This window comes from Rossellomorea vietnamensis (assembly GCF_008180615.1).
Lineage (GTDB): Bacteria > Bacillota > Bacilli > Bacillales > Bacillaceae_B > Rossellomorea > Rossellomorea vietnamensis_D.
Map to the genome: position 1 here is coordinate 535,271 of NZ_VTEH01000001.1, position 19,994 is coordinate 555,264.

Consider the following 19,994-nt stretch of genomic DNA (forward strand, 5'->3'; position numbering starts at 1 on the left):
AAGAGGGCTTTTATATTTTTACCCCTTCTCCAAACAAGCTAATCTCCTAATGTCGTTTTAATGCCGATAACATGGTAAAATATGAAGCAAGTTAGAAAGAGAAGGTGTTATAAATAATGGACCATTTAATTAATCAACAAGTTCAAAATATCGAAATATCAGGGATCCGTAAATTTTTCAATATGGTTTCAGATATTGAAGATATGGTATCCCTTACCCTTGGCCAGCCCGATTTTCCGACTCCCGGCCATATTAAGAAAGCTGCCAAAAAGGCAATTGATGCGGGTTACACAAACTATACCCATAATGCAGGTTTCCCCCAATTAAGAGAAGCCGCCGCCAATTTTTATAGAAAAAAGTATAATGTCTCTTTTGACCCGGCAAATGAAGTTATCATTACAAATGGAGCCTCACAAGGAATTGACTCCACTCTAAGGACCCTTTTGAGTACCGGGGATGAAGTGATTCTACCGGGGCCGGTATATCCCGGATATGAACCAATCATAAAATTGTGCGGCGCTTTACCTGTCTTTGCCGATACGGTGTCAAATGGCTTTAAAATGGATGCTGAAACTATAAGCCGATACATAACAGAAAAAACCAAGTGCATCATTCTGCCCTATCCTTCAAACCCGACAGGAGTAAGTTTGACAGCCAGTGAGTTAAAAGAAATTGCCAGCCTTATTAAAGGGAAGGATATATTTATACTGGCTGATGAGATTTACAGCGAACTGACTTACGACCGGAATCATACTTCCATTTCGGAATTCCTTAAAGACCAAACCATTGTTATTAATGGCTTATCCAAGTCCCATTCCATGACAGGCTGGAGAATAGGCATGGTCTTTGCACCTGAAAATATCGCTAAACATATACTTAAAGTTCATCAATATAATGTCTCATGTGCTTCATCAATATCACAAAAAGCTGCATTTGAAGCTTTAACAGAGGGAATTAATGATTCAGATATCATGAGGGATGAATATAAAATCAGAAGGGATTATGTTTCTGAAAAATTAAAGGAAATGGGATTTGACGTGATCCTTCCCGATGGGGCTTTTTATTTCTTTGTTAAAATTCCAGACTTTTTTAACGAGGATTCATTTACATTTGCTCTTACATTGGCTAAAAAGTACAAAGCAGGCGTGGTTCCCGGCAATAGTTTTTCTTCTTTTGGAGAAGGATTCTTCCGCCTGTCTTATGCATGTTCGATGGAAGAACTTCAAAAAGGTATGAACAGAATTCAAGCATACGTGCGAGATGCTCAAGCCTTTATAAAGAAGTAGGAAGTTCTCATCGTCTGCAAATATAGACAAAGGAGCAGACAATGTAACGGGTCTGTTTTGAAGTACAAAAATAACAATTACACATCAAAAGGAGTGTCAAATCGCATTGATTTTGACACTCCTTTTTTGGTTGTTTTAGCGGTATTCTTGCTGGTAAATCTGTTCAATTGGTTAAACGAAATGCACCCTGAATAGCAAATGACAGAACTTTTTGTTCTTCTAAATTTGTGACACAATTTCCTATACACTTTCAATCCTAATATTAATCTGAAGGAGAGTTGTTAATCATAGTTAATTATAAAAAATCTAGCAATGATTCGATTGGAACGGAAGGTGCGTGACCTCCTGCGGGACTAGCGTGCGTCTAGTTCCAGCACCTAGCCCCTCGGGGTCAAATAACCCCAAGAGATAAAAAGGTAGACCGCCTTTTTTTCTCTTGAGAACATTTGCCTGTCGGGGCTGATCAAGGTGCTTCCACTTTTGAGATGAATTCCCGGACAGCACACTTATCTTGTAAAATTCTCCCGGGAACAAAAACCTTAAGAGCAGCAGATAGTATCTCCCGCAGGTAGGAACATAATTATTCATTCCATATTTTTATCAAAGCCTGAGTCCCATCATTAGCAGCACCAGCTGAACTAAGTTCTTCATACAGTTCTTTTGCCAAGGATAATCCAGGCAGTGCCAATCCCATAGTCTCAGCTTCTTCCAGAGCGATTCCCATGTCTTTAATGAAGTGCTTAACATAGAAGCCTGGCTCAAAGTCATATGCAGCCATCCTTGGCGCAAGATTGGACAGTGACCAGCTGCCGGCAGCTCCTCCTGAAATGGTCTTAAGGACTGCCTCCAAGTCCAATCCCGCTTTCCTTGCATAGACAAGGGCCTCACATACTCCAATCATATTGCTGGCGATGGCGATTTGATTGGCCATTTTGGTATGCTGTCCTGAACCAGCTCCTCCATGATATCTGATGTTAGAACCAAACGCCTTCATATAAGGCAGGGCTTTTTCATAAACACCTTCATCTCCACCCACCATGATCGAAAGAGTTCCATTTCTCGCACCCGTGTCCCCTCCCGAGACCGGGGCATCGAGTGTATGTATTCCATTTAGTTTAGCGGAATTATATATTTCTTGCGCAAGAGCAGGTTTAGAAGTTGTCATATCCACCGCAATCAAGCCTTCTCTGCCATTATGAAGTATCCCGTTCTCTCCCAAATAAATTTCTGATACATCATGAGGGTAGCCCACAATCGAGAATAGAATATCTACCTTTGCGGCCAGTTCTCCTGGAGACTCGCTCCACGTCGCACCAGCTTTCAACAGCTCTCCTGCTTTTTCTTTCGTTCTAGTATAGACAGATAAATTTTCGTACTTCTGCAAAAGGTGAAGAGCCATGCTTTTACCCATTACTCCTGTTCCGATGAAACCTGCTTTTAATATATTCATTCTTACCATTCCCCTTCATATAGTTTACTGCCATTATAATAAATTTTCTGCTTTAACAATACTTTATTGTCTGGTACGAAAAAAAAGAGGACCTGCTATGCAGGCCCTCAAAGAAAAGGGGGTTGTAAAAAGAGAATCTCCAACTTTATGCTTAATAATAGGATTCCCTCTTTTATAATGATTAAACCTCTATTTCGAAAAAGATTTTATGAATTTCACCCTTTAAAAAAGCGCTTACATGTTTTATAATGGTTAATGGCCGCATCATAACGTAAGTACCCTGGTCAAACCCGGGGGCGCTGCTGATAATACATTTAAGAGTTACCACTCAGATGGATTAGATGAATTTCTTATGCAATAAAGAAAAGCCAGGTGCGTGAACACCTGGCTAATAGGGGGAAATGAGAATGAAAAGGCTGAGTAAGTCACCGCTGATGTAGTACTTATATACCCTCATTTCCCCCATTGAATCATATTTTTAAGAGTTAATAACTTTTTTTACTGCTTCCATGACACTGTCGTTCGTGTCAAGCGCTAATACTTCATTAGCAAGGGCTTGCATATCCGATTTATTCAGATTCCTGATTTGAGAACGCGCCTTCAGGATTGAAGTGGCACTCATTGAGAATTCGTCAAGGCCAAGGCCAAGAAGGATAGGTATGGCAATTTCATCTCCTGCCATCTCACCGCACATTCCGGCCCACTTACCTTCTTTATGAGCTGCATCGATAACCATCTTGACTAGACGAAGGATTGCAGGATTGTATGGCTGGTACAGGTAAGAGACCTGTTCATTCATACGATCCGCAGCCATCGTATATTGGATTAAATCATTTGTTCCAATTGAAAAGAAGTCGACTTCTTTAGCAAACACATCGGCCATTACGGCTGTTGATGGAATTTCGACCATGATACCCAGCTCAATGGACTGTGATACTTGTTCGCCCGCTTCGACGAGGTTTGATTTTTCTTCTTCCAAGATAGATTTCGCTTCTCTGAATTCATTCAGATTGGAAATCATCGGGAACATGATTTTTAGGTTTCCATAAATGCTGGCTCTTAACAGTGCTCTCAACTGAGTACGGAAAATGCTCTGTTCATCAAGGCAGAGACGGATTGCACGATAACCAAGGAAAGGGTTCATTTCTTTTGGAAGGTCAAGATAAGGAAGCTCTTTATCTCCTCCGATATCCAATGTCCTGACAACTACAGGCTTATCGCCCATTCCTTCCAGAACAGCCTTGTATGCTTCGTATTGTTCATCCTCGCTGGGCAATTCTGTTCTGCCCATGTAAAGAAATTCAGTCCGGTAAAGACCGATTCCTTCACCGCCATTATTTCTTACACCTTCCAAGTCTTTAGGTGTACCGATATTGGCAGCAAGCTCAACGTGAGTACCATCTGCAGAAACCGTCTTCTCATTGACAAGTTTTGCCCACTCTTGTTTCTGCTTTTCATATTGCTCATGCTCTTTCTTGTACTGCTCTACCACTTCAGGAGTAGGATTGATATGTACTTCCCCATTCAACCCATCTACAATAACAAGATCTCCGTTTTTGATTTCTGAAGTAACATCCTTCGTCCCTACAACCGCAGGAATTTCCATTGACCTCGCCATGATGGCTGAGTGAGAAGTTCTTCCTCCAATGTCGGTCGTAAATCCTTTTACGAACTCCCTGTTCAGCTGGGCTGTATCAGAAGGAGTCAAGTCTTCTGCAATGATGATGACTTCCTCTGAAATCATGCTCGGATTGGAGATTTGAACACCAAGGAGATGTGCCAGTACACGTTTCGTTACGTCACGTATATCTGCTGCACGCTCTCTCATGTACTCATTGTCCATTCCTTCAAACATGGAAACGAACATATCTGCAGTGTTTTTCAGAGCAGCCTCTGCATTAACTTTTTCATTCTTGATGTTATCTTCTATAGGTGATATCAACTCAGGATCACTGAGAACAAGTAAGTGAGCATCAAATATCGCTGCTTTGTCGGCACCGAGGTCTTCATGTGCTTTCTCTCTGATTGCTTCCAATTCAGACTTTGAAGTCGAGAGGGCTTCACTGAAACGGTTTACCTCAGCGTCAACATCCACTACTTCCTTTTTTTCAATAGAAAGGTCAGGTTCCACGAGGCGGTAGGCTTTTGCGATGGCAATGCCATTTGAAGCTGCTATTCCTTTAAGCATACTAGACATTACTCTGCAAGTCCTTCTTTTTTCAGTGTTTCTTCAAGGCTGTTCAATGCCTCTTCTTCATCGCTTCCCTCAGTGATGATTGTGATATCAGCACCTTTGCCTACACCTAGAGACATAACACCCATGATTGATTTAAGATTGACTTTCTTCTCTTTATACTGCAAGTGAACCTCAGAATCGAATTTGCTTGCTGTTTGAACAAGAAGTGTTGCCGGACGGGCATGAATCCCTGTATCAGCTATTACTGTAAATTGTTTTTGTGCCATAATTAATCTACTCCTTAACATAGGTTTATTTTTCAGCTTTTTAACCGGGTGGAAAATCCCCAATTAAATACCGCGATAGTACGGAATGATATAAGCCTTTTCAATTTAAAAGAATAGCATGCAATTTAAAGTTTAACAATTGTAAAGCATGATATTTTTATTATTTTCATAAATTAGACATCTTATGTCCAAAATCAGGCATTTTGCCGGCTATATTTTAAATCTTTTTTCAGCTCCATAAAGCATTCCGCTATAGGATGTATTGTTTTGCAGCGGCTGTTCCCTTTGTCCATATCCTGTACGATTTTTGCTTCTCATCACGTCTATATTTAGATTTCCCTCAAAAGCCTGAATTAAACGCTTGTGAAAGCTTATAAAAAAAGTTCATTCAGTACAGGATCTGTTATCGAGTTCATATTTTAAAATTCCACATAAAAAGGAGTGCCAAACCGCATCGATTTGTCACTCCTTTTTTCTTTTTCTTGATTTAACGGTATTTTTGCCAGTACTTCGTTCCACTGGCAGAAGTTTATATACGGGAACAGAACCTGTTTTTTATTCATGATGTTTTTTTAAGGTTCGATTTTCTTCCTTGGAATTTATACCTTCTGCTTATTGGCAAGGATTGCATTATAGCTGATTTTCGCTTTGGAAATGGTTCCTTGTAATGCGGATTCATGAGCGTCTGTAATACCGGTATAAACATTAACTAGATCACAAATACATCTGGAAAGCATCTCTGCAGTATGCTTCAAATCTTTTTCTTTATAATGTACATCATCTTTCAATAATTCCTCTATTATATCCAGTGCGATGCTCTTCACTTTCAATGCCTGCTCCATTTCAATTTTCATTCTTCCTGCCCCTTCCTATCAATCGATTCTACTAAAGCCTATGTGCCCGCATAGAAAAATAGAACTGATAGAGATAGATTAGTGACCCAATGCCTGAACGTCAGAAATCATTCAGAATATCAATCGAGAAGCCGGCTGTCTTTTGTAAAAAAGGTCCTGTACCCCAGCAGAATGAATATGATTACAGTGAGTGACACACTTCCCAATATCCCAAGAAGAATGGCTATTTGATATTCTATCGCGAGAAGAGGACTGACACCGGAAAGAATCTGCCCTGTCATCATACCCGGAAGAAAGACAATCCCCATTCCCAGCATATTATTGATGGTCGGAAGAACTGCAGAATCAAATGCATTATCTACATATGGCTTTGCTGCCGCCTGCGGTTCTGCCCCGAGCATAAGGGCTCCCTCGATTCTGGCTCTGCTGGCAGAAAACCCTTGTATCAACGTTTTAACACCCAGTGTGATACCTGTCATGGAGTTTCCGATGATCATTCCCGCAATGGGGATAAAGTAGCGTGGATCATACCATGGAGAGAAATGGATGACGATCATATTGAAATATAAGAGACTCGCCAGGCTCCCTGATAACATGGAGACGGTGATGATACTTTTCATCTGCATAGAAAGCTTCTCCCTGACTTGCTTGAACACATTTCGTATCGCAAAAATTTCCATGATCAGTATGATCAATACCGTAAGAAGTGGATGGGGATTGTCAAATATATATGTGAGGACATAACCAGCAAGTATCAATTGAATAGTCATTCTCATAGTGGCGATGGCAATTTGTTTTTCCCTGGATATCTTCCTCACTTTAACAATAAAAATAAGAACAAGAACAAATATATAAGCTGCGATCAACCTAGTGAGTTCAATATCTATTATGCCTTCATTCAATGTGTTCACCTGCTTTTTTTCTGTATGGTAAGTGAATCTTATCCTCTCCAAACCTGTCAGCGACGCTTTCGGAATGAGTGACCATGATGACAGTGCCGTTCCTCTCCTTCACCGATTGGATGAATCTTTCCATCACTGCCTCTTCAGTTTCTGTATCCAATGCTGATGTCGGTTCATCAAGAAGGTAAACGGAAGGATTCATTAAGAGGACCCTTGCCAATGCCAGGCGCTGTTTTTCACCGCCCGATAGTTTTTCAGAAGGCTCACTCAAAGCTTTTTCAAGGAGGACAATTTCCAAAGCTTCTTTTAACCTTTCAGGCGGAGCCGGGGCTCGCTTTGAAAACTTCAAACCGATTTGTAAATTTTCTTCAATGCTTCCATCAAATAAGACTGGATCCTGCTGAAGCATGACGGCCTTCCTTCGCAGCTCTACTGAATCAATTGATTCCAAGGGCCTCTCTTTATAAAATATCCGGCCCTCTGTAGGAATGAGCATTTTATTGAGAAATTTAAGAATGGTTGATTTACCTGCACCGCTTTTACCAGTAATGCAAGTAACTTTTTCTTCTGCAAATTCCATGTTAATGGAATTCAGTATAGAATAATATGAAACATTTTCTAATCTGAACATTTACTCGCCTCCTGGACACTTAAATGAAAATTTACCCAAAAAAAAGAGCAGTTATGCTCTTTTTTTGAATGATAAGAAATTAAAGTATGTTGGTAAGGAATTAGTCAGCTGCACTGTACACCGATTACCAACTGCCCCCGCCGGCAAAGTCCCCCGGGTTACCTAACCCTGCTCAAATAAACTGGATATGCGGACGGGGCACACTCAGATTTTAAGCAATTCATTCCTTCATGGCTTTTTACCAGTGATCTTGGCTTCTACTTGCTTTACGGATTGCTTGAACCAGGCTGTTTTATCAATCGCAATATCCTTGTTTCCATATCTGACCTCTTCATAAAGACGATAGAATTCCTTATCCTCCTGAACACCAAGTCTGCACAGCCACTCTTCAAGAGTTTCACCATTCAACCGTGACACTCTATTCTTTTCAGCCAGCTTTTCCAATGAAAAAATATCCTTCCTTATTTCACTGTCTGCCGCTGAATACTTTGTGTTGGTCGATTGAATAGCTTTCTCTGCTATGCCGGATGCTTTAAAGGATGAAAAGCCCGCGAACCTCTTAGGCCCTTCTTCAGCCACCCACCCTTTGTCCTTATAACGCTTCCATGCATATACCAGAATGATAAGAACCAAGACAGCAATCAGCACTTCATTCCACCACGAAAGGAAGAGCCTGCTGCTGCTATCTTCAAGTTGTTCTGACGTTATGTCGTATGGCATATCCGGTCTCCCTATAGATTGAAGACCTTCTGAGATATCCTTGGGCAGCAGTCCCAAAAACCAATTGATCAATTGCCATACTGGAGTTACCAGAAAAGACAATAACCAAAATACACCGCCCATCACGTAATTGATGGACCCGTAAACTGTATCATTCACTGCAGCAAGCAAAGCGGCCAATCCGGCTAGGAGTACAGTAAAAAGCAGGGGAAGCTTAGCCGATTTAAATCTAGCCGCCTTCTTAGAATGCACTGCACTTTCTGCGAACCTTACTATATATGTACCTCCACTGTAAAGAATCATTCCGCTCATAAAGAGGAACAGAATGATTGCTGGAGATTGTCTATCATAAATATTTTGAAAAACATAAGAAGAAAGAGTGATAATCAAGAAAGAGAGCATATACCCGCCGCTCACCTCATAACGTGAGTCTCTTTCCTCCTCCAGATGGGTCGAAATTCTCCAGTGCAGCAAGAACAACAGTAAAAGCGAGGACCACCACGGCAGGCCTAAAAAAAACTGCGCGGTCAGGAATAAAGTAACACCTATCCCAAGGAAGATGCCATTAAATTTCCTACTCGATTCAATCCCTGCCCAAACTAAAGGCAACGTTATTACAATAGCTAGTGATAGGAAAGGAAGTGCTCGTCCCAAAAAAGAACTCTGGGTTGTAAAAAAAGTGAGAACTGCCAGCAGCAACAAAGTATCCGCCAGTAATTTCACTGAAACCCGGGTAACGTAAGCTGATTTTTCCTTTACGCGAATTTCCTGCTGTGCTGCTTCCATGCTCTCAAAACTCCTTGGTCATGTGTATTTTCCAATAGGAAGACTGAAACATCCTTATGGCTAATTATCGATAATAACTTTTCACTTTCTTTATCCTGTATTCCGGCAGAGATGAGCACCGGAGGAATTTGATGATGCAGAATCAAATATTGATACATGATGCTGAATGGAAAAGTTACATCCTCAACTGAAAGGACTGAAAGCATTTCCAGCGCTCTTTGCCGCTGCTTTTTGCCTTCTCCAATCGGAAGGTAGTAAAAAGGTGTTCTGTTCAATGAACGAACGTTGATGGCTAGAGAATAAGGGATATCGTTTTTGGCTGCCGTTTCAATGATAAACGCTGTCCGTTCAATCAGTTCTTCCAATTCTCCAGTGATTGAATACTTTGAAGATATATTAAGGGTAATCAGCCAATTCCTGCTTGTTGCGGGAGAGTTGACTTTTGTCTGCAGAGACTGCATTCTTGCCGTCGCTTTCCAATTGATATCTGCAAAGCTGTCGCCTGGTGAGTAATCTCTTGTTCCAACAGGCTGAAATGGATCCCTGAAAAGAGAGTCATGAACAGCAAATACACCTTGGGTTTTGGTATGGGCGGAACTAAAACCATCCACTGCTTTTTTCTGTGGAAACACTAGCAGTTCTGCTTTGACAGGTTTAGTATATTGCATGTGAACCTCGCCGCTTCCAAACAGATTAGGTATCTCCACGAACATCTTATCAATTTTCGCCAGCCCTCTCCGTTGCGCTTCTACAGGAAATTTAATGCATACGGATTCATTCTTATCAATGGAAAATGGAATTTTCATCTCTATGATACCGCCTGGAAACACATCATAGTCGACTCCTGCCGGATGGACCACATCATTAAACCGCAGAATCAATGACCCATTTAAAATAGGCAGCCCGCTATTCTTGAAGGTGAAAGACCACTCATTCCAGTCTCCTTTATTAAGCCTCTCTCTGGATCTTTTATTTTGAAAAGTAAGCTTCTCTCCTGCTTTATTTATGTATAATTGTGCACTATAGAATAATAGAAACGAGACTAGGAAGATCAGCAGCAGCAGCAAATTTTGAAAAAAGAGCCCAAGTAATGCAAGTATCAGGCTTATGAAGGTACAAACTGTTATTGATTGTAATTCAGTCGTCTCCTTTTTCCACTCCACAATCACACCCTCGATTCGACAGGAACCACTATTTCTTCTATCAGCTCTTCCATGACACGTTCATTTGTTTTAGTCAAAGAAGCTTCCGGAGTCAAAGAAATCCTGTGGCTGAGGACAAATTTGGCAACCTTTTTTATATCACCAGGTGTTACATATTCTCTTTCGTGGACATAAGCCATTCCTTGAGAAGCACGCATTAGAGCAAGGCTTGCGCGGGGACTCACTCCCAATTCAATCATCTCATGGTCACGGGTCTTCCTCGAAATCTGCAATATGTAAGATTCTATGTCTTCTGAGACGTGAATTCCTTTGACCTCTCTTGCACATTTCTTTAGTTCTTCAGGAGTAATAACAGGACGCAGATCATTTAGAGGCTGTTTTCCCTTGAATCTTCTCAGTATTTCTCTCTCATCTTCAAACTCTGGGTAGGCAATGGGCAGCTTCATTAGAAACCTATCAAGCTGCGCTGCAGGCAGTGGGAAGGTCCCTTGCTGTGATTCGACGGGATTCTGTGTAGCAAGGACTATAAACGGCTCCTCCAGCTTCAAAGTTTTACCTTCGATGGTCACCTGCTTTTCCTCCATGACTTCCAGAAGGCTTGATTGAGTCCTCGGAGTTGCCCTGTTGATCTCATCGGCAAGAAGCACATTCGTCACTACCGGGCCCGGACGAAGTTCAAACTCGTTTTCCTTTGGGTTAAAATAGTGGATACCTGTCACATCACTCGGCAGCACGTCAGGTGTAAACTGGATTCTGCAGAAACTTGACTGAATACAGGCCGCAAACGTTTTCGCCAGCATGGTTTTCCCCGTTCCCGGGACACTTTCAAATAGTACATGTCCACCCTGCAGGAGAGCGATACTTAACAATTCAATTTCATGATCCATACCGATCATTACTTTTCCCATTTCTTCTTTCAACTTGTTGACAAACACATTACTCCCCCATTTCTATCTTTCTTTCATTATATCAAAAGAGCATTAATGATTACATAATATTCTAAATCCTCGAAACAGTTCTATACAGGAAAAAAATGTTTCGTTAGAATGGACTTAAGTATTGACTTTCCTTAAACATTTCATCAGAATATGGCGAAAAGAGCTGGTTTCACTGTACAGAGAGACACTCCCTGTCCAGGTATTTTCAAAAGCAAAAATTCCCAATAAAACACACTAAGTACTAGATAAAGCAGGTGATAAAATTGAAACCTTTTAAACGCGGGGAATCATTCCGCTACACATTTAAGAACCCTCTTCCAGGCAGATTTAAGTTACATATGGATCAAGGAAAGGAACGTGCTTCAACAAAAGAAGGTGCTTTACTTATTAAGGACATTAGTCCAAAAGGCATGCGGTTCAGGACAGAATACACTTTGCCCGTTGACCGGCTTGATTTTGAAATGGAAATACATTTTGAATTAATGGACCAGCAGATCACTATGGCAGGCCGCCCAATTTGGAGAAAGGGTGCGGGGAAGGACATATATTATGGGTTTACTTCGGTGGAAGATGCTGAAACAGAGGAGCTGATTATAGAGACTCTGAAATCATACTCAAAAAAAGATAAAAAGAAGCAGTAAGGACAGCTGCTTCTTTTTATTAGGCTCTCTTCGTAAACTTTGCTGCTAATTTAACACTAATCAAGGAAAGATTAGGTATTGTTATAATTTACAAAGTATTAAAACAATTATGCACTTCCATAAACATTCCTTCTATATGATGTAATAAACCATCATAGGAGGAACTCAATATGTTTTGGAATATTGTTATATGCATCATTTATGTTGCCGTGATCGGCACCTTTAATATCATCCTGCTCAAAAAACAGTAGCTGATTAATGTTCATAAATCATTTTTCTTGTCATTCCGCCGTCTATTACCAAATTTTCACCATTGATAAAGTTATTTTCTTCATGACATAAAAACAGGCAGGCCCTTGCCACATCATCAGGGGTGCCGACCCTGTTAGAAGGGTGCTGGAAATGATCTTTTTCCCTCAGGCTGCCATAATCACCCGTTTCTATCCAGCCAGGACTGATACTGTTCACCTTGATATTGTAATCACTGAGCGTAATTGCTAAAGCATGACTCAATGAAACAATCCCGCCTTTGCTTGCAGAATAGGCCTCTGTATGGGGCTCAGACATCGCTGCTCTGGTCGAAGCCATATTGATGATGCTTCCGCCGAAATCTTTCATGAGCACCGCAGCTTCCTTGGAAAGGTAGAACACACTGCTTAAATTGGTGGAAATCACTTCTTCCCAGTCTTTTGCTTCCATGTCCCAGAAATTCTTGAACTTTGAAATGCCTGCATTGTTGATCAAGACATCCACGTTTGGGTAACTGCTTTTTATTTCTGTGAAAAGTGTTTTCACTTCCTGATAATTGCCTACATCACATTTCTTAAAAATGACAGACTTCCCTTCATCTGTAAGTTCCCGGCATACTCTAATCCCTTCTTCTTCCTCTTTATCTACCAGTATCACGGTATAGCCTTCCCTGCAAAACCTATTGACAATAGCTTTTCCGATTCCGTTCGCTCCTCCGGTCACAATAGCAATTTTATTCTCCTCCATTTATATTCCTCCTTTTAGAGTAATCTTTCCAAATAATTTACCCGCTAAACTTTGTCCTTATTTTCAGCTTTGAATAAGCGAATTGCGGTTAATAAAAAAGCCTGCCTGAATGGGCAGACTTAACTTCTCGGTTTTTCCATATATGTATAAATGATGTCTCCACCCTGCTGGGCTATCCCGCGAAAGAACTTAAAATCATCTTGTGTAATTAAGACATTCCTGAATTGAAGGAAATCCGACTTACTGACCCTATATTCATCAATCCCTTTGTTTCTTAATTCATCCAGAACCGCTGCTATTTCTTGTTCTTCCATACAAATCCCCTTTCAAACGACAAACCGCTTTTTCCGGATTGCCAACTGTTAGTCTGATATAGTTTTACACAAATAATATAGTAGCACGGAAAATTCACTTGGGGAAGTTCCTGTTTATTTCATTTTGATGAATTCAAGATCTGCGGTTTTGTAAGAAAAAGCGTGATACCCGTTAACAGACTATTATTATAATATTTTGATAAAGTTCTTTACCTTTTCGCTGTTTTAAGGCAAACTGTAATTAATTGTTTCTGAAACTTTTGACAAAGGAGAGAGATTTGTGAAAAAAGCAGAAGTAGGTAACTTAATAGAATTTAAAAATGGACTAAAAGGGGTCGTTGAGAAAGTGAATGAAAACTCCGTCATTGTCGATTTGACTTTCATGGAAAACTTCCGTGATTTGGAACTGGAAGAAAAAACTGTAGTTAACCACAAAAATTATAAAATCCTTGAGGCATAGAGTAATGAAAAGGCCTGGTATACCCGAGTTAAATACCAGGCTGTGTTTCCCAGCTATAGTTCTCTTTCGTTGAACAATAGTATTATAGGATATTGTTCAGGACCAGTGATAAAATATTCACTCTTCTATTTGTTATTCTTCGAAATGCTATCACCTTCTAATTCCTTGAAAGACTCAACTTTCCCGTGAGAATGCTGATCCTGTTTTCTTACATTCCATTGTCTTTCCTTTTCATGCTTAGATTTTGTCATGTGTTCTTCCTCCTTTTTATTCTCCTATAGAGTGGCTTTTTCTCTGAGATTTCATACAAAACATTAAGATTTGTTCCCTGACGGCTTCATCCACAGCAGGATGATGAACAGCAGACTTAAATAGCCAAACAGCGGGTATAAGTAAGACAGCAGCTGGCTGTACTCAAAGAAACTGAGGAGATAAATGATAATGAAAATAACGAAAGTGATGAAAATTCTTCTTCCATTCCAATAATTGGCCATCTGTTTCTCTAAACCAAATACCCCTCCAATAATAGACGTAAATATCTCACCAAAAATAATGAAGATATAAATCCCATACAAACTGCCAGCCATGCTTTTCATAACGATAGCCATGGGAATTTCATACGAGGTAACATCCGGTATCATAACGAGAGTAAAATGGCTTGATATTAAGATAATGGTAAGAAGCACTCCGCCCAGGATGCCGCCATACTTAACGGTTTTAATATCCTTGATTTCTGCTGCGACAGGTACCAGAACCGCCTGCGCCATAGCAAGGTTGAACGCTGCATAAGAAAAAGGACTTATGACTGCTTTCCAGCCATCATCTGCGTGAGGTATTTTTAGTAAGGCTTCGAGGAAACCAGGCTGAAAAATGTTTGCAAGCATGATCGAAATATTAAATAGGATCATAATTGGTACTACAAGGGTATTAACTGCAAATAACCCTTTCATGCCAATCATCATAACGATGAACCCCAGGAAAATGGATAGCAGCACCCCTGTTTGTTTACTCATCGCAAGCTGCTCTTCAAAAACCGCCCCTGCCCCGGATAACATGACCGCCGTGACGCCAAGAAGCATAAGCATCATCAGGATGTTCATGAACTTGGAAAACCATTTTCCAAACAGATACTCATTGAATTCTTCATAAGATTTAGCTTTAATTTGATGCGCCTTCACCATAATCTTTGCCCCGAGAAAAATAAACAAATAACCGCTTATCAAAATTCCTACCAGGCCTATGAAGCCGAACCTTGTAAAAAATTCGACGATTTCCCTCCCGGTAGCAAAACCCGCTCCAATAATAGTTCCTACATATACGGCAGCCAATTGAAAAATGCCGCTCCCTCTCTTCATTTATCCCACCCCACATTTACTTTGCTGTACTTCTAAAAGATTTCATGGACGCTCCTTGTCCAACCTTAGGTCGCTATTTAACCTTATGTACAAGCAGGTTGATTAAGAAGTACTAAATCCACGCTGAAGGAGATAATTTCCAAAGCATAACTCTTGAAAGTCAAAAATAGTCAAAGTATAATCTGTTTAAGGTCAGAAATGATCAAACACTTTTAACTCATTACTTTTTTATATAGATATTTAATCCAAATTTTCATACAGGAGGAATAATTTATGATTTGTCAAAATTGTAACGAAAACACCGCAAAAGTGAATCTGCACTTTAATGTAAATGGACATCAAAAGTCTTTATTTCTCTGTCACGAATGCTACTCACAAGAGAAAGAATTGATTAATTCGAGCCACAGCCCTTTCCATAACTTTTTTGGAAGCCAAGGATCGGGTGAAAATCACAAGGGATCTACCAATCCTGCCGTTTCTAAAAAGGTGCAAGAGGAATCTTTCCTGAACCAATACGGCAGAAACTTAACACACCTCGCCAAGGCAGACCTTATCGACCCGGTAATTGGACGAAATGAAGAACTGGATAGAATGATAGAGGTCTTAAACCGCAGGAATAAAAATAATCCAGTTTTAATCGGTGAACCTGGTGTCGGAAAAACAGCAATAGCTGAAGGACTTGCCATCAAAATTGCCAAAGGTCAGGTTCCGTCTAAACTGCTAAATAAGGAAGTTTTTCTTCTAGATGTTGCCTCTTTAGTGGCCAACACAGGCATCCGAGGTCAGTTTGAAGAGCGGATTAAAGCTCTGATTGAAGAACTTCAAAACCGAAAAAATATTCTTCTGTTCATAGATGAAATTCATCTGATAGTTGGAGCCGGATCTGCTGAAGGAAGCATGGATGCAGGAAATATCCTTAAGCCTGCTTTGGCCCGTGGTGAATTGCAATTAATTGGAGCTACAACTCTCAAGGAATATAGACAAATTGAAAAAGATGCAGCCTTAGAAAGACGCTTCCAGCCTATTCAAGTAAAAGAACCTTCTGCTGAAGAGGCAATCAAGATACTTAAAGGACTTCAAAATAAATATGAAGACTTTCATGAAGTAGAATACAGCGATGAAGCCATTGAGAGCTGCGTCGTTCTCTCAAAAAGGTATATCCAGGACCGCTTCTTACCTGATAAAGCCATAGATCTGCTGGATGAAGCCGGCTCGCATGAGAACCTTCGCCAGGGGAAAAAAGACAATGATGATGTCCGCCTCAGGCTTTCTCAAATAGCAGCAGATAAAGAAAAGGCTCTTTCAAAAGAAAACTATGAGCTTGCAGCCAAGTTAAGAGATGAAGAATTGGACTTGGAAAAATCTTTAGAAGCACAGGACAACAAGGGCTATTCTGTTGTAGGAGCAGAATTGATTCATGAATTGATTGAAAAGAAAACAGGGATTCCCGTGGGCAAGCTTCAAGAAGATGAACAGCAAAAGATGAAAGAATTACAAATGCATCTTAATAACCAGGTCATAGGCCAAGAGGAAGCTGTAAAAACGGTTGCGAAAGCCATCAGGAGAAGCAGAGCCGGCCTTAAAAACAAAAACCGTCCGATTGGCTCTTTCTTGTTCATCGGCCCTACAGGGGTTGGTAAAACGGAATTATCCAAAACGCTCGCCAAGGAATTGTTTGGCACTTCCGACAGTATGATCAGGCTGGATATGAGTGAGTACATGGAAAAACACAGTATATCCAAACTGATAGGTTCTCCTCCTGGCTATGTAGGGCATGAAGAGGCAGGGCAGCTTTCAGAGAAGGTGCGCAGAAATCCATACAGCATCATTCTTCTCGATGAAATTGAAAAAGCACACCCTGATGTCCAGCACATGTTCCTGCAGATCCTTGAAGATGGGCGATTAACAGACAGCCAAGGCAGAACTGTCAGTTTCAAAGATGCTGTGATCATTATGACAAGCAATGCAGGTGTCGGATTCAAAGAAAAACACGTAGGATTTACGAGCCACACCATGAAGGAAACTTCCATTCTGGATAATTTAAAAGATTATTTTAAACCGGAGTTTCTGAACCGATTTGACAATATCGTGGAGTTCAATTCATTGGATACCTCGTCTCTTATGAAAATTATCGATATCCTTCTGAATGAGCTTTACTCTGTTCTTGCAAAACAAAGCATTACTCTAACGGTTACGGATGAAGTTAAAGAAAAGCTTGTGGAAGATGGTTATCACCCTGACTTCGGGGCCCGTCCACTGCGCAGGATCATCCAGGAAAAGCTCGAAGATGCAATTGCAGACTTTATATTGGATCACCCTGACAAAAAACAAATGAAAGCAGTCCTGGAACAAGGTGAAATAATCGTAAGGTAAGAACAAAAGCGGAAGCGCCCTGTTCAGCCCCGACAGGCAAATGTTCTCAAGAGAAAAAAAGGTGCTCTTCCTTTTATTCTCTTGGGGTTATTTGACCCCGAGGGGCTGGGCGCTGCAGCTGGATGCAACAAAAGCGGAAGCGCCCTGTTCAGCCCCGACAGGCAAATGTTCTCAAGAGAAAAAAAGGTGCTCTTCCTTTTATTCTCTTGGGGTTATTTGACCCCGAGGGGCTAAGTGCGTTCCAGTACGGACCCCAGGGTGCTGAAACGGAACGCAGAGGCGATAGTTGAAGTTAGCCGTGAACACTGATTTATTAACTTTTTTAACAAAAGAGGTACCTCCCAATTCAATGGGAGGTACCTCTTTTATATCTTTCATTGATAATACAGCCTCTTTTAATAAGATAAGTCTTTAATAGATAGGCCTACTCGTTTCAGCAGCTCGATTGCCGTGTCCTTTTCTCCTGTGTCAAGAACGGACATGAGCTTATGAATCTGCTGTTCATGGCGAGGAAAAAGCTCTCCGATGAATTTTTTCCCCTCTTCTGTGATCTGGGCATAGGTCACCCGGCGGTCATTGGGGCAAGCCACCCGCCTGATTAACCCTTTCTTCTCAAGCTTATCCACTACATAAGTGATACTCCCGCTTGCCAGAAGGATTTTTCCGCCGATTTGCTGAAGAGGCTGATCCCCTTTATGGTAAAGCAATTCCAGAACGGCAAATTCCGTCATGTTCAACCCATTGTTTTGTATGAATACCTGTACATCCTCATTGATCGCCTTATAGGCACGTGACAATACAATGAAAAGCTTTAATGATTGTTCAATATCTTTTCTGTCTTCCATAGCTATCATTTCCTTCTATTATAGTTGTACCTATTTTACTACTTTCCAGTTATGGTTTACAGCCGCCTTGACTGTCTTGTGCTTCAGAAAATAGTTCGCAAGCATTTCCGCCATATCAATCTGGCTGGACTTTGTGATTGGCCGGTTTTTGAACATAGGATACTCTCCTCCGCCGCCTGCACGATAATTATTCATAACTACTTCGTATTTTTCATTCATCTCAACCGGCTTGCCATTATACTGCAGCCCTTCTATCCGTTTTCCAATTTCATTGCTGATGTTGATTCTATATTCAATACCTTCCCACATATCATAGTTATAATGCTGTGGCTTTGGCACTGAGAATGCAGGATTCACAATGACTTCTCCATTTTCGCCAACCAGAAAATATGAAGCGGAACGCTCCAAAGCTTCCTTCATATCTTTCCCGCTGATTTCGATAGCGGTCAATGTATTGGGGTATACATAGTTTGATACAATATCCCTCATGGTGACTGTACTCGGAAGCCCTTTTGCCGAGTTATTAAACAACGCTGTATTGGAAATCTGCACACCCAGAGCATCCATTTGAACGTTATTGATAAATTCGACAAGCGGATGTTCAACCATTCTTGCCTGAAGAGGATCTTTGATCGTCATATCACCTTCTATGAAGCCAATTGGCTGGTCGAGCCATTCCTGGGTGCTGGTTTCATACTTTTTCACCAGTTGAAGTACTTCTTCGTCCTCTTCTTCATACCCTGCTGGAAGAAGCTCTGATTTTTTTTCAACAATATGCCATCTGCCTTGACTATTTTCAAATGTTATATCTGCTTTACCCACATATTCACCATTAAACCCTGGCTGCAGGATTAAAACATTATTAATCGTTCCTGCTAACTGGCGGTGCTGGTGCCCGGTTAACAGGACATCAATGCCCTCTATCTCTGTACACATCCTATAACCTTGATTCTCACTCGTGTGTGACTCAGTGGGCTTTCCTGATTGAGGATCATTTTCAAAACCTCCATGATAGGAAACAATGAGCACGTCGGGGTTTTCCTTCTCCCTTATATGATTCACCCAATTCTTTGCTGTCTCAAATGCGTCCGCAAAATCCAGATCTGGAATATGCTCTGGATTTTCCCAATTGGGTATATAGTGAGTGGTTACACCGAGTACTGCTGCTTTAAGCCCGCTGCCGAATTCCTTTATGATATAGGGCGTCCCAAAGTACGGCCTTCCTGTAGACTTATCGAGGATGTTTGCAGAAAGCCACGGAAAGGAAGATTGTTCGGCAGCTCCTTGCATGATGGGAAGTCCGTAATTAAATTCATGATTCCCGATTACTGCTGCATCATATTGAAGATGGTTAAGTACTTCTATCATAGGGTTAGGTTCAGAACTCCTATATTTAACATAATGATAGGTAAGCGGAGTCCCTTGGATGATATCACCATTGTCTATAGTTAAAACGTGATCATTTCTACTTCTAAATTTTTTAATAATTGCTGCTGCCTTGCCCAAGCCCAGAGGCTGAATTTCATTTGTACCATAATTAACAGGAAAAATATTCCCATGAACATCACTTGTTTCTAATATCGTTAAGGTTATTTGTGACATCATTTACCTCCAGCATTCTCTCATAATCATATTGTATCAAATTTCTCCCCGATTGTACTATACAGCTAATTGGATCTAAAAGCTGTTTTCACATATATTACTTCTTTCGGGTAACCCCGCTTACTAAGAGTTCACTCTCTAGGGAAAAGAGCCATCTACAAACAAACTGCAAGCTGAAGATAGAGTCCATTATTAATAATACCAATTTCAATAGC

At 40.8% G+C, this 19,994-nt stretch carries 19 protein-coding genes; 4 read left to right on the top strand and 15 right to left on the bottom strand.

All coding sequences use genetic code 11. From position 1 onward, the window contains the following. Window positions 1-116 precede the first annotated feature (116 nt). Window positions 117-1,286: an aminotransferase A gene (locus tag FZC79_RS02580; RefSeq protein ID WP_148945306.1), complete on the top strand. Its 1,170-nt coding sequence runs from the start codon at window positions 117-119 to the stop codon at window positions 1,284-1,286. Window positions 1,287-1,866: 580 nt separating this feature from the next. Here the strand turns inward: FZC79_RS02580 and FZC79_RS02585 are convergent. From FZC79_RS02585 to FZC79_RS02625, 9 genes are all read right to left on the bottom strand, one after another. Beyond that, window positions 1,867-2,745: an NAD(P)-dependent oxidoreductase gene (locus FZC79_RS02585; RefSeq protein ID WP_148945307.1), complete on the bottom strand. Its 879-nt coding sequence runs from the start codon at window positions 2,743-2,745 to the stop codon at window positions 1,867-1,869. 469 nt (window positions 2,746-3,214) lie between these two features. After that, on the bottom strand, window positions 3,215-4,933 hold the full coding sequence (ptsP, locus tag FZC79_RS02590) for a phosphoenolpyruvate--protein phosphotransferase (RefSeq protein WP_148945308.1): 1,719 nt from the start codon (window positions 4,931-4,933) through the stop codon (window positions 3,215-3,217). Then, on the bottom strand, window positions 4,933-5,199 hold the full coding sequence (locus tag FZC79_RS02595; protein ID WP_148940522.1) for a phosphocarrier protein HPr: 267 nt from the start codon (window positions 5,197-5,199) through the stop codon (window positions 4,933-4,935). The genes ptsP and FZC79_RS02595 overlap by 1 nt, the downstream gene beginning before the upstream one ends. Window positions 5,200-5,798: 599 nt before the next feature. Next, window positions 5,799-6,053: a hypothetical protein gene (locus tag FZC79_RS02600; RefSeq protein ID WP_148940523.1), complete on the bottom strand. Its 255-nt coding sequence runs from the start codon at window positions 6,051-6,053 to the stop codon at window positions 5,799-5,801. Window positions 6,054-6,172: 119 nt separating this feature from the next. Further along, window positions 6,173-6,955: an ABC transporter permease gene (locus tag FZC79_RS02605; protein WP_148945309.1), complete on the bottom strand. Its 783-nt coding sequence runs from the start codon at window positions 6,953-6,955 to the stop codon at window positions 6,173-6,175. Next, window positions 6,948-7,586 carry an ABC transporter ATP-binding protein gene (locus FZC79_RS02610; protein ID WP_148945310.1) on the bottom strand — a complete coding sequence of 213 codons (639 nt, stop codon included), beginning with the start codon at window positions 7,584-7,586 and terminating at the stop codon, window positions 6,948-6,950. Before FZC79_RS02610 ends, FZC79_RS02605 begins: the two co-directional genes overlap by 8 nt. A gap of 228 nt (window positions 7,587-7,814) precedes the next feature. After that, a complete protein-coding gene (locus FZC79_RS02615) occupies window positions 7,815-9,092 on the bottom strand; it encodes a hypothetical protein (protein WP_148945311.1) in 1,278 nt (425 codons plus the stop codon). Then, complete coding sequence (locus FZC79_RS02620; protein ID WP_148945312.1) at window positions 9,062-10,255, bottom strand: DUF58 domain-containing protein; 1,194 nt, start codon at window positions 10,253-10,255, stop codon at window positions 9,062-9,064. The genes FZC79_RS02615 and FZC79_RS02620 overlap by 31 nt, the downstream gene beginning before the upstream one ends. A 2-nt stretch (window positions 10,256-10,257) precedes the next feature. Beyond that, a complete protein-coding gene (locus FZC79_RS02625; protein WP_286365349.1) occupies window positions 10,258-11,190 on the bottom strand; it encodes an AAA family ATPase in 933 nt (310 codons plus the stop codon). A 266-nt stretch (window positions 11,191-11,456) separates the two neighbouring features. On the opposite strand from FZC79_RS02625, the gene FZC79_RS02630 reads away from it, so the two are divergent. Then, window positions 11,457-11,834 (top strand): PilZ domain-containing protein, encoded by a 378-nt coding sequence (locus FZC79_RS02630; RefSeq protein WP_187442613.1) that lies wholly within the window; start codon window positions 11,457-11,459, stop codon window positions 11,832-11,834. Window positions 11,835-12,089: 255 nt separating this feature from the next. Here FZC79_RS02630 and FZC79_RS02635 read toward each other — a convergent pair whose 3' ends face one another. Both FZC79_RS02635 and FZC79_RS02640 read right to left on the bottom strand, forming a co-directional pair. Further along, the gene (locus tag FZC79_RS02635) at window positions 12,090-12,830 is read right to left on the bottom strand and encodes an SDR family NAD(P)-dependent oxidoreductase (RefSeq protein ID WP_148945314.1); all 741 of its coding nucleotides are present in this window, start codon (window positions 12,828-12,830) and stop codon (window positions 12,090-12,092) included. 119 nt (window positions 12,831-12,949) lie between these two features. Then, complete coding sequence (locus tag FZC79_RS02640) at window positions 12,950-13,144, bottom strand: hypothetical protein (protein WP_148945315.1); 195 nt, start codon at window positions 13,142-13,144, stop codon at window positions 12,950-12,952. Between the two features lie 280 nt (window positions 13,145-13,424). On the opposite strand from FZC79_RS02640, the gene FZC79_RS02645 reads away from it, so the two are divergent. Further along, a complete protein-coding gene (locus tag FZC79_RS02645; RefSeq protein ID WP_148945316.1) occupies window positions 13,425-13,604 on the top strand; it encodes a YkvS family protein in 180 nt (59 codons plus the stop codon). 125 nt (window positions 13,605-13,729) lie between these two features. Here the strand turns inward: FZC79_RS02645 and FZC79_RS23530 are convergent, their stop codons facing one another. Next, a complete protein-coding gene (locus FZC79_RS23530) occupies window positions 13,730-13,855 on the bottom strand; it encodes a DUF6254 family protein (protein ID WP_252183223.1) in 126 nt (41 codons plus the stop codon). A gap of 63 nt (window positions 13,856-13,918) precedes the next feature. Further along, a complete protein-coding gene (locus tag FZC79_RS02650) occupies window positions 13,919-14,959 on the bottom strand; it encodes a YkvI family membrane protein (RefSeq protein ID WP_148945317.1) in 1,041 nt (346 codons plus the stop codon). Window positions 14,960-15,232: 273 nt separating this feature from the next. On the opposite strand from FZC79_RS02650, the gene FZC79_RS02655 reads away from it, so the two are divergent. Further along, the gene (locus FZC79_RS02655; RefSeq protein ID WP_148945318.1) at window positions 15,233-17,332 is read left to right on the top strand and encodes an ATP-dependent Clp protease ATP-binding subunit; all 2,100 of its coding nucleotides are present in this window, start codon (window positions 15,233-15,235) and stop codon (window positions 17,330-17,332) included. 395 nt (window positions 17,333-17,727) lie between these two features. Here the strand turns inward: FZC79_RS02655 and FZC79_RS02665 are convergent, their stop codons facing one another. Beyond that, complete coding sequence (locus FZC79_RS02665; protein WP_286365350.1) at window positions 17,728-18,186, bottom strand: MarR family winged helix-turn-helix transcriptional regulator; 459 nt, start codon at window positions 18,184-18,186, stop codon at window positions 17,728-17,730. Between the two features lie 21 nt (window positions 18,187-18,207). Next, window positions 18,208-19,782, bottom strand: a complete 1,575-nt coding sequence (locus FZC79_RS02670) for a bifunctional metallophosphatase/5'-nucleotidase (protein WP_148945321.1) — start codon at window positions 19,780-19,782, stop codon at window positions 18,208-18,210. Window positions 19,783-19,994: the final 212 nt, after the last annotated feature.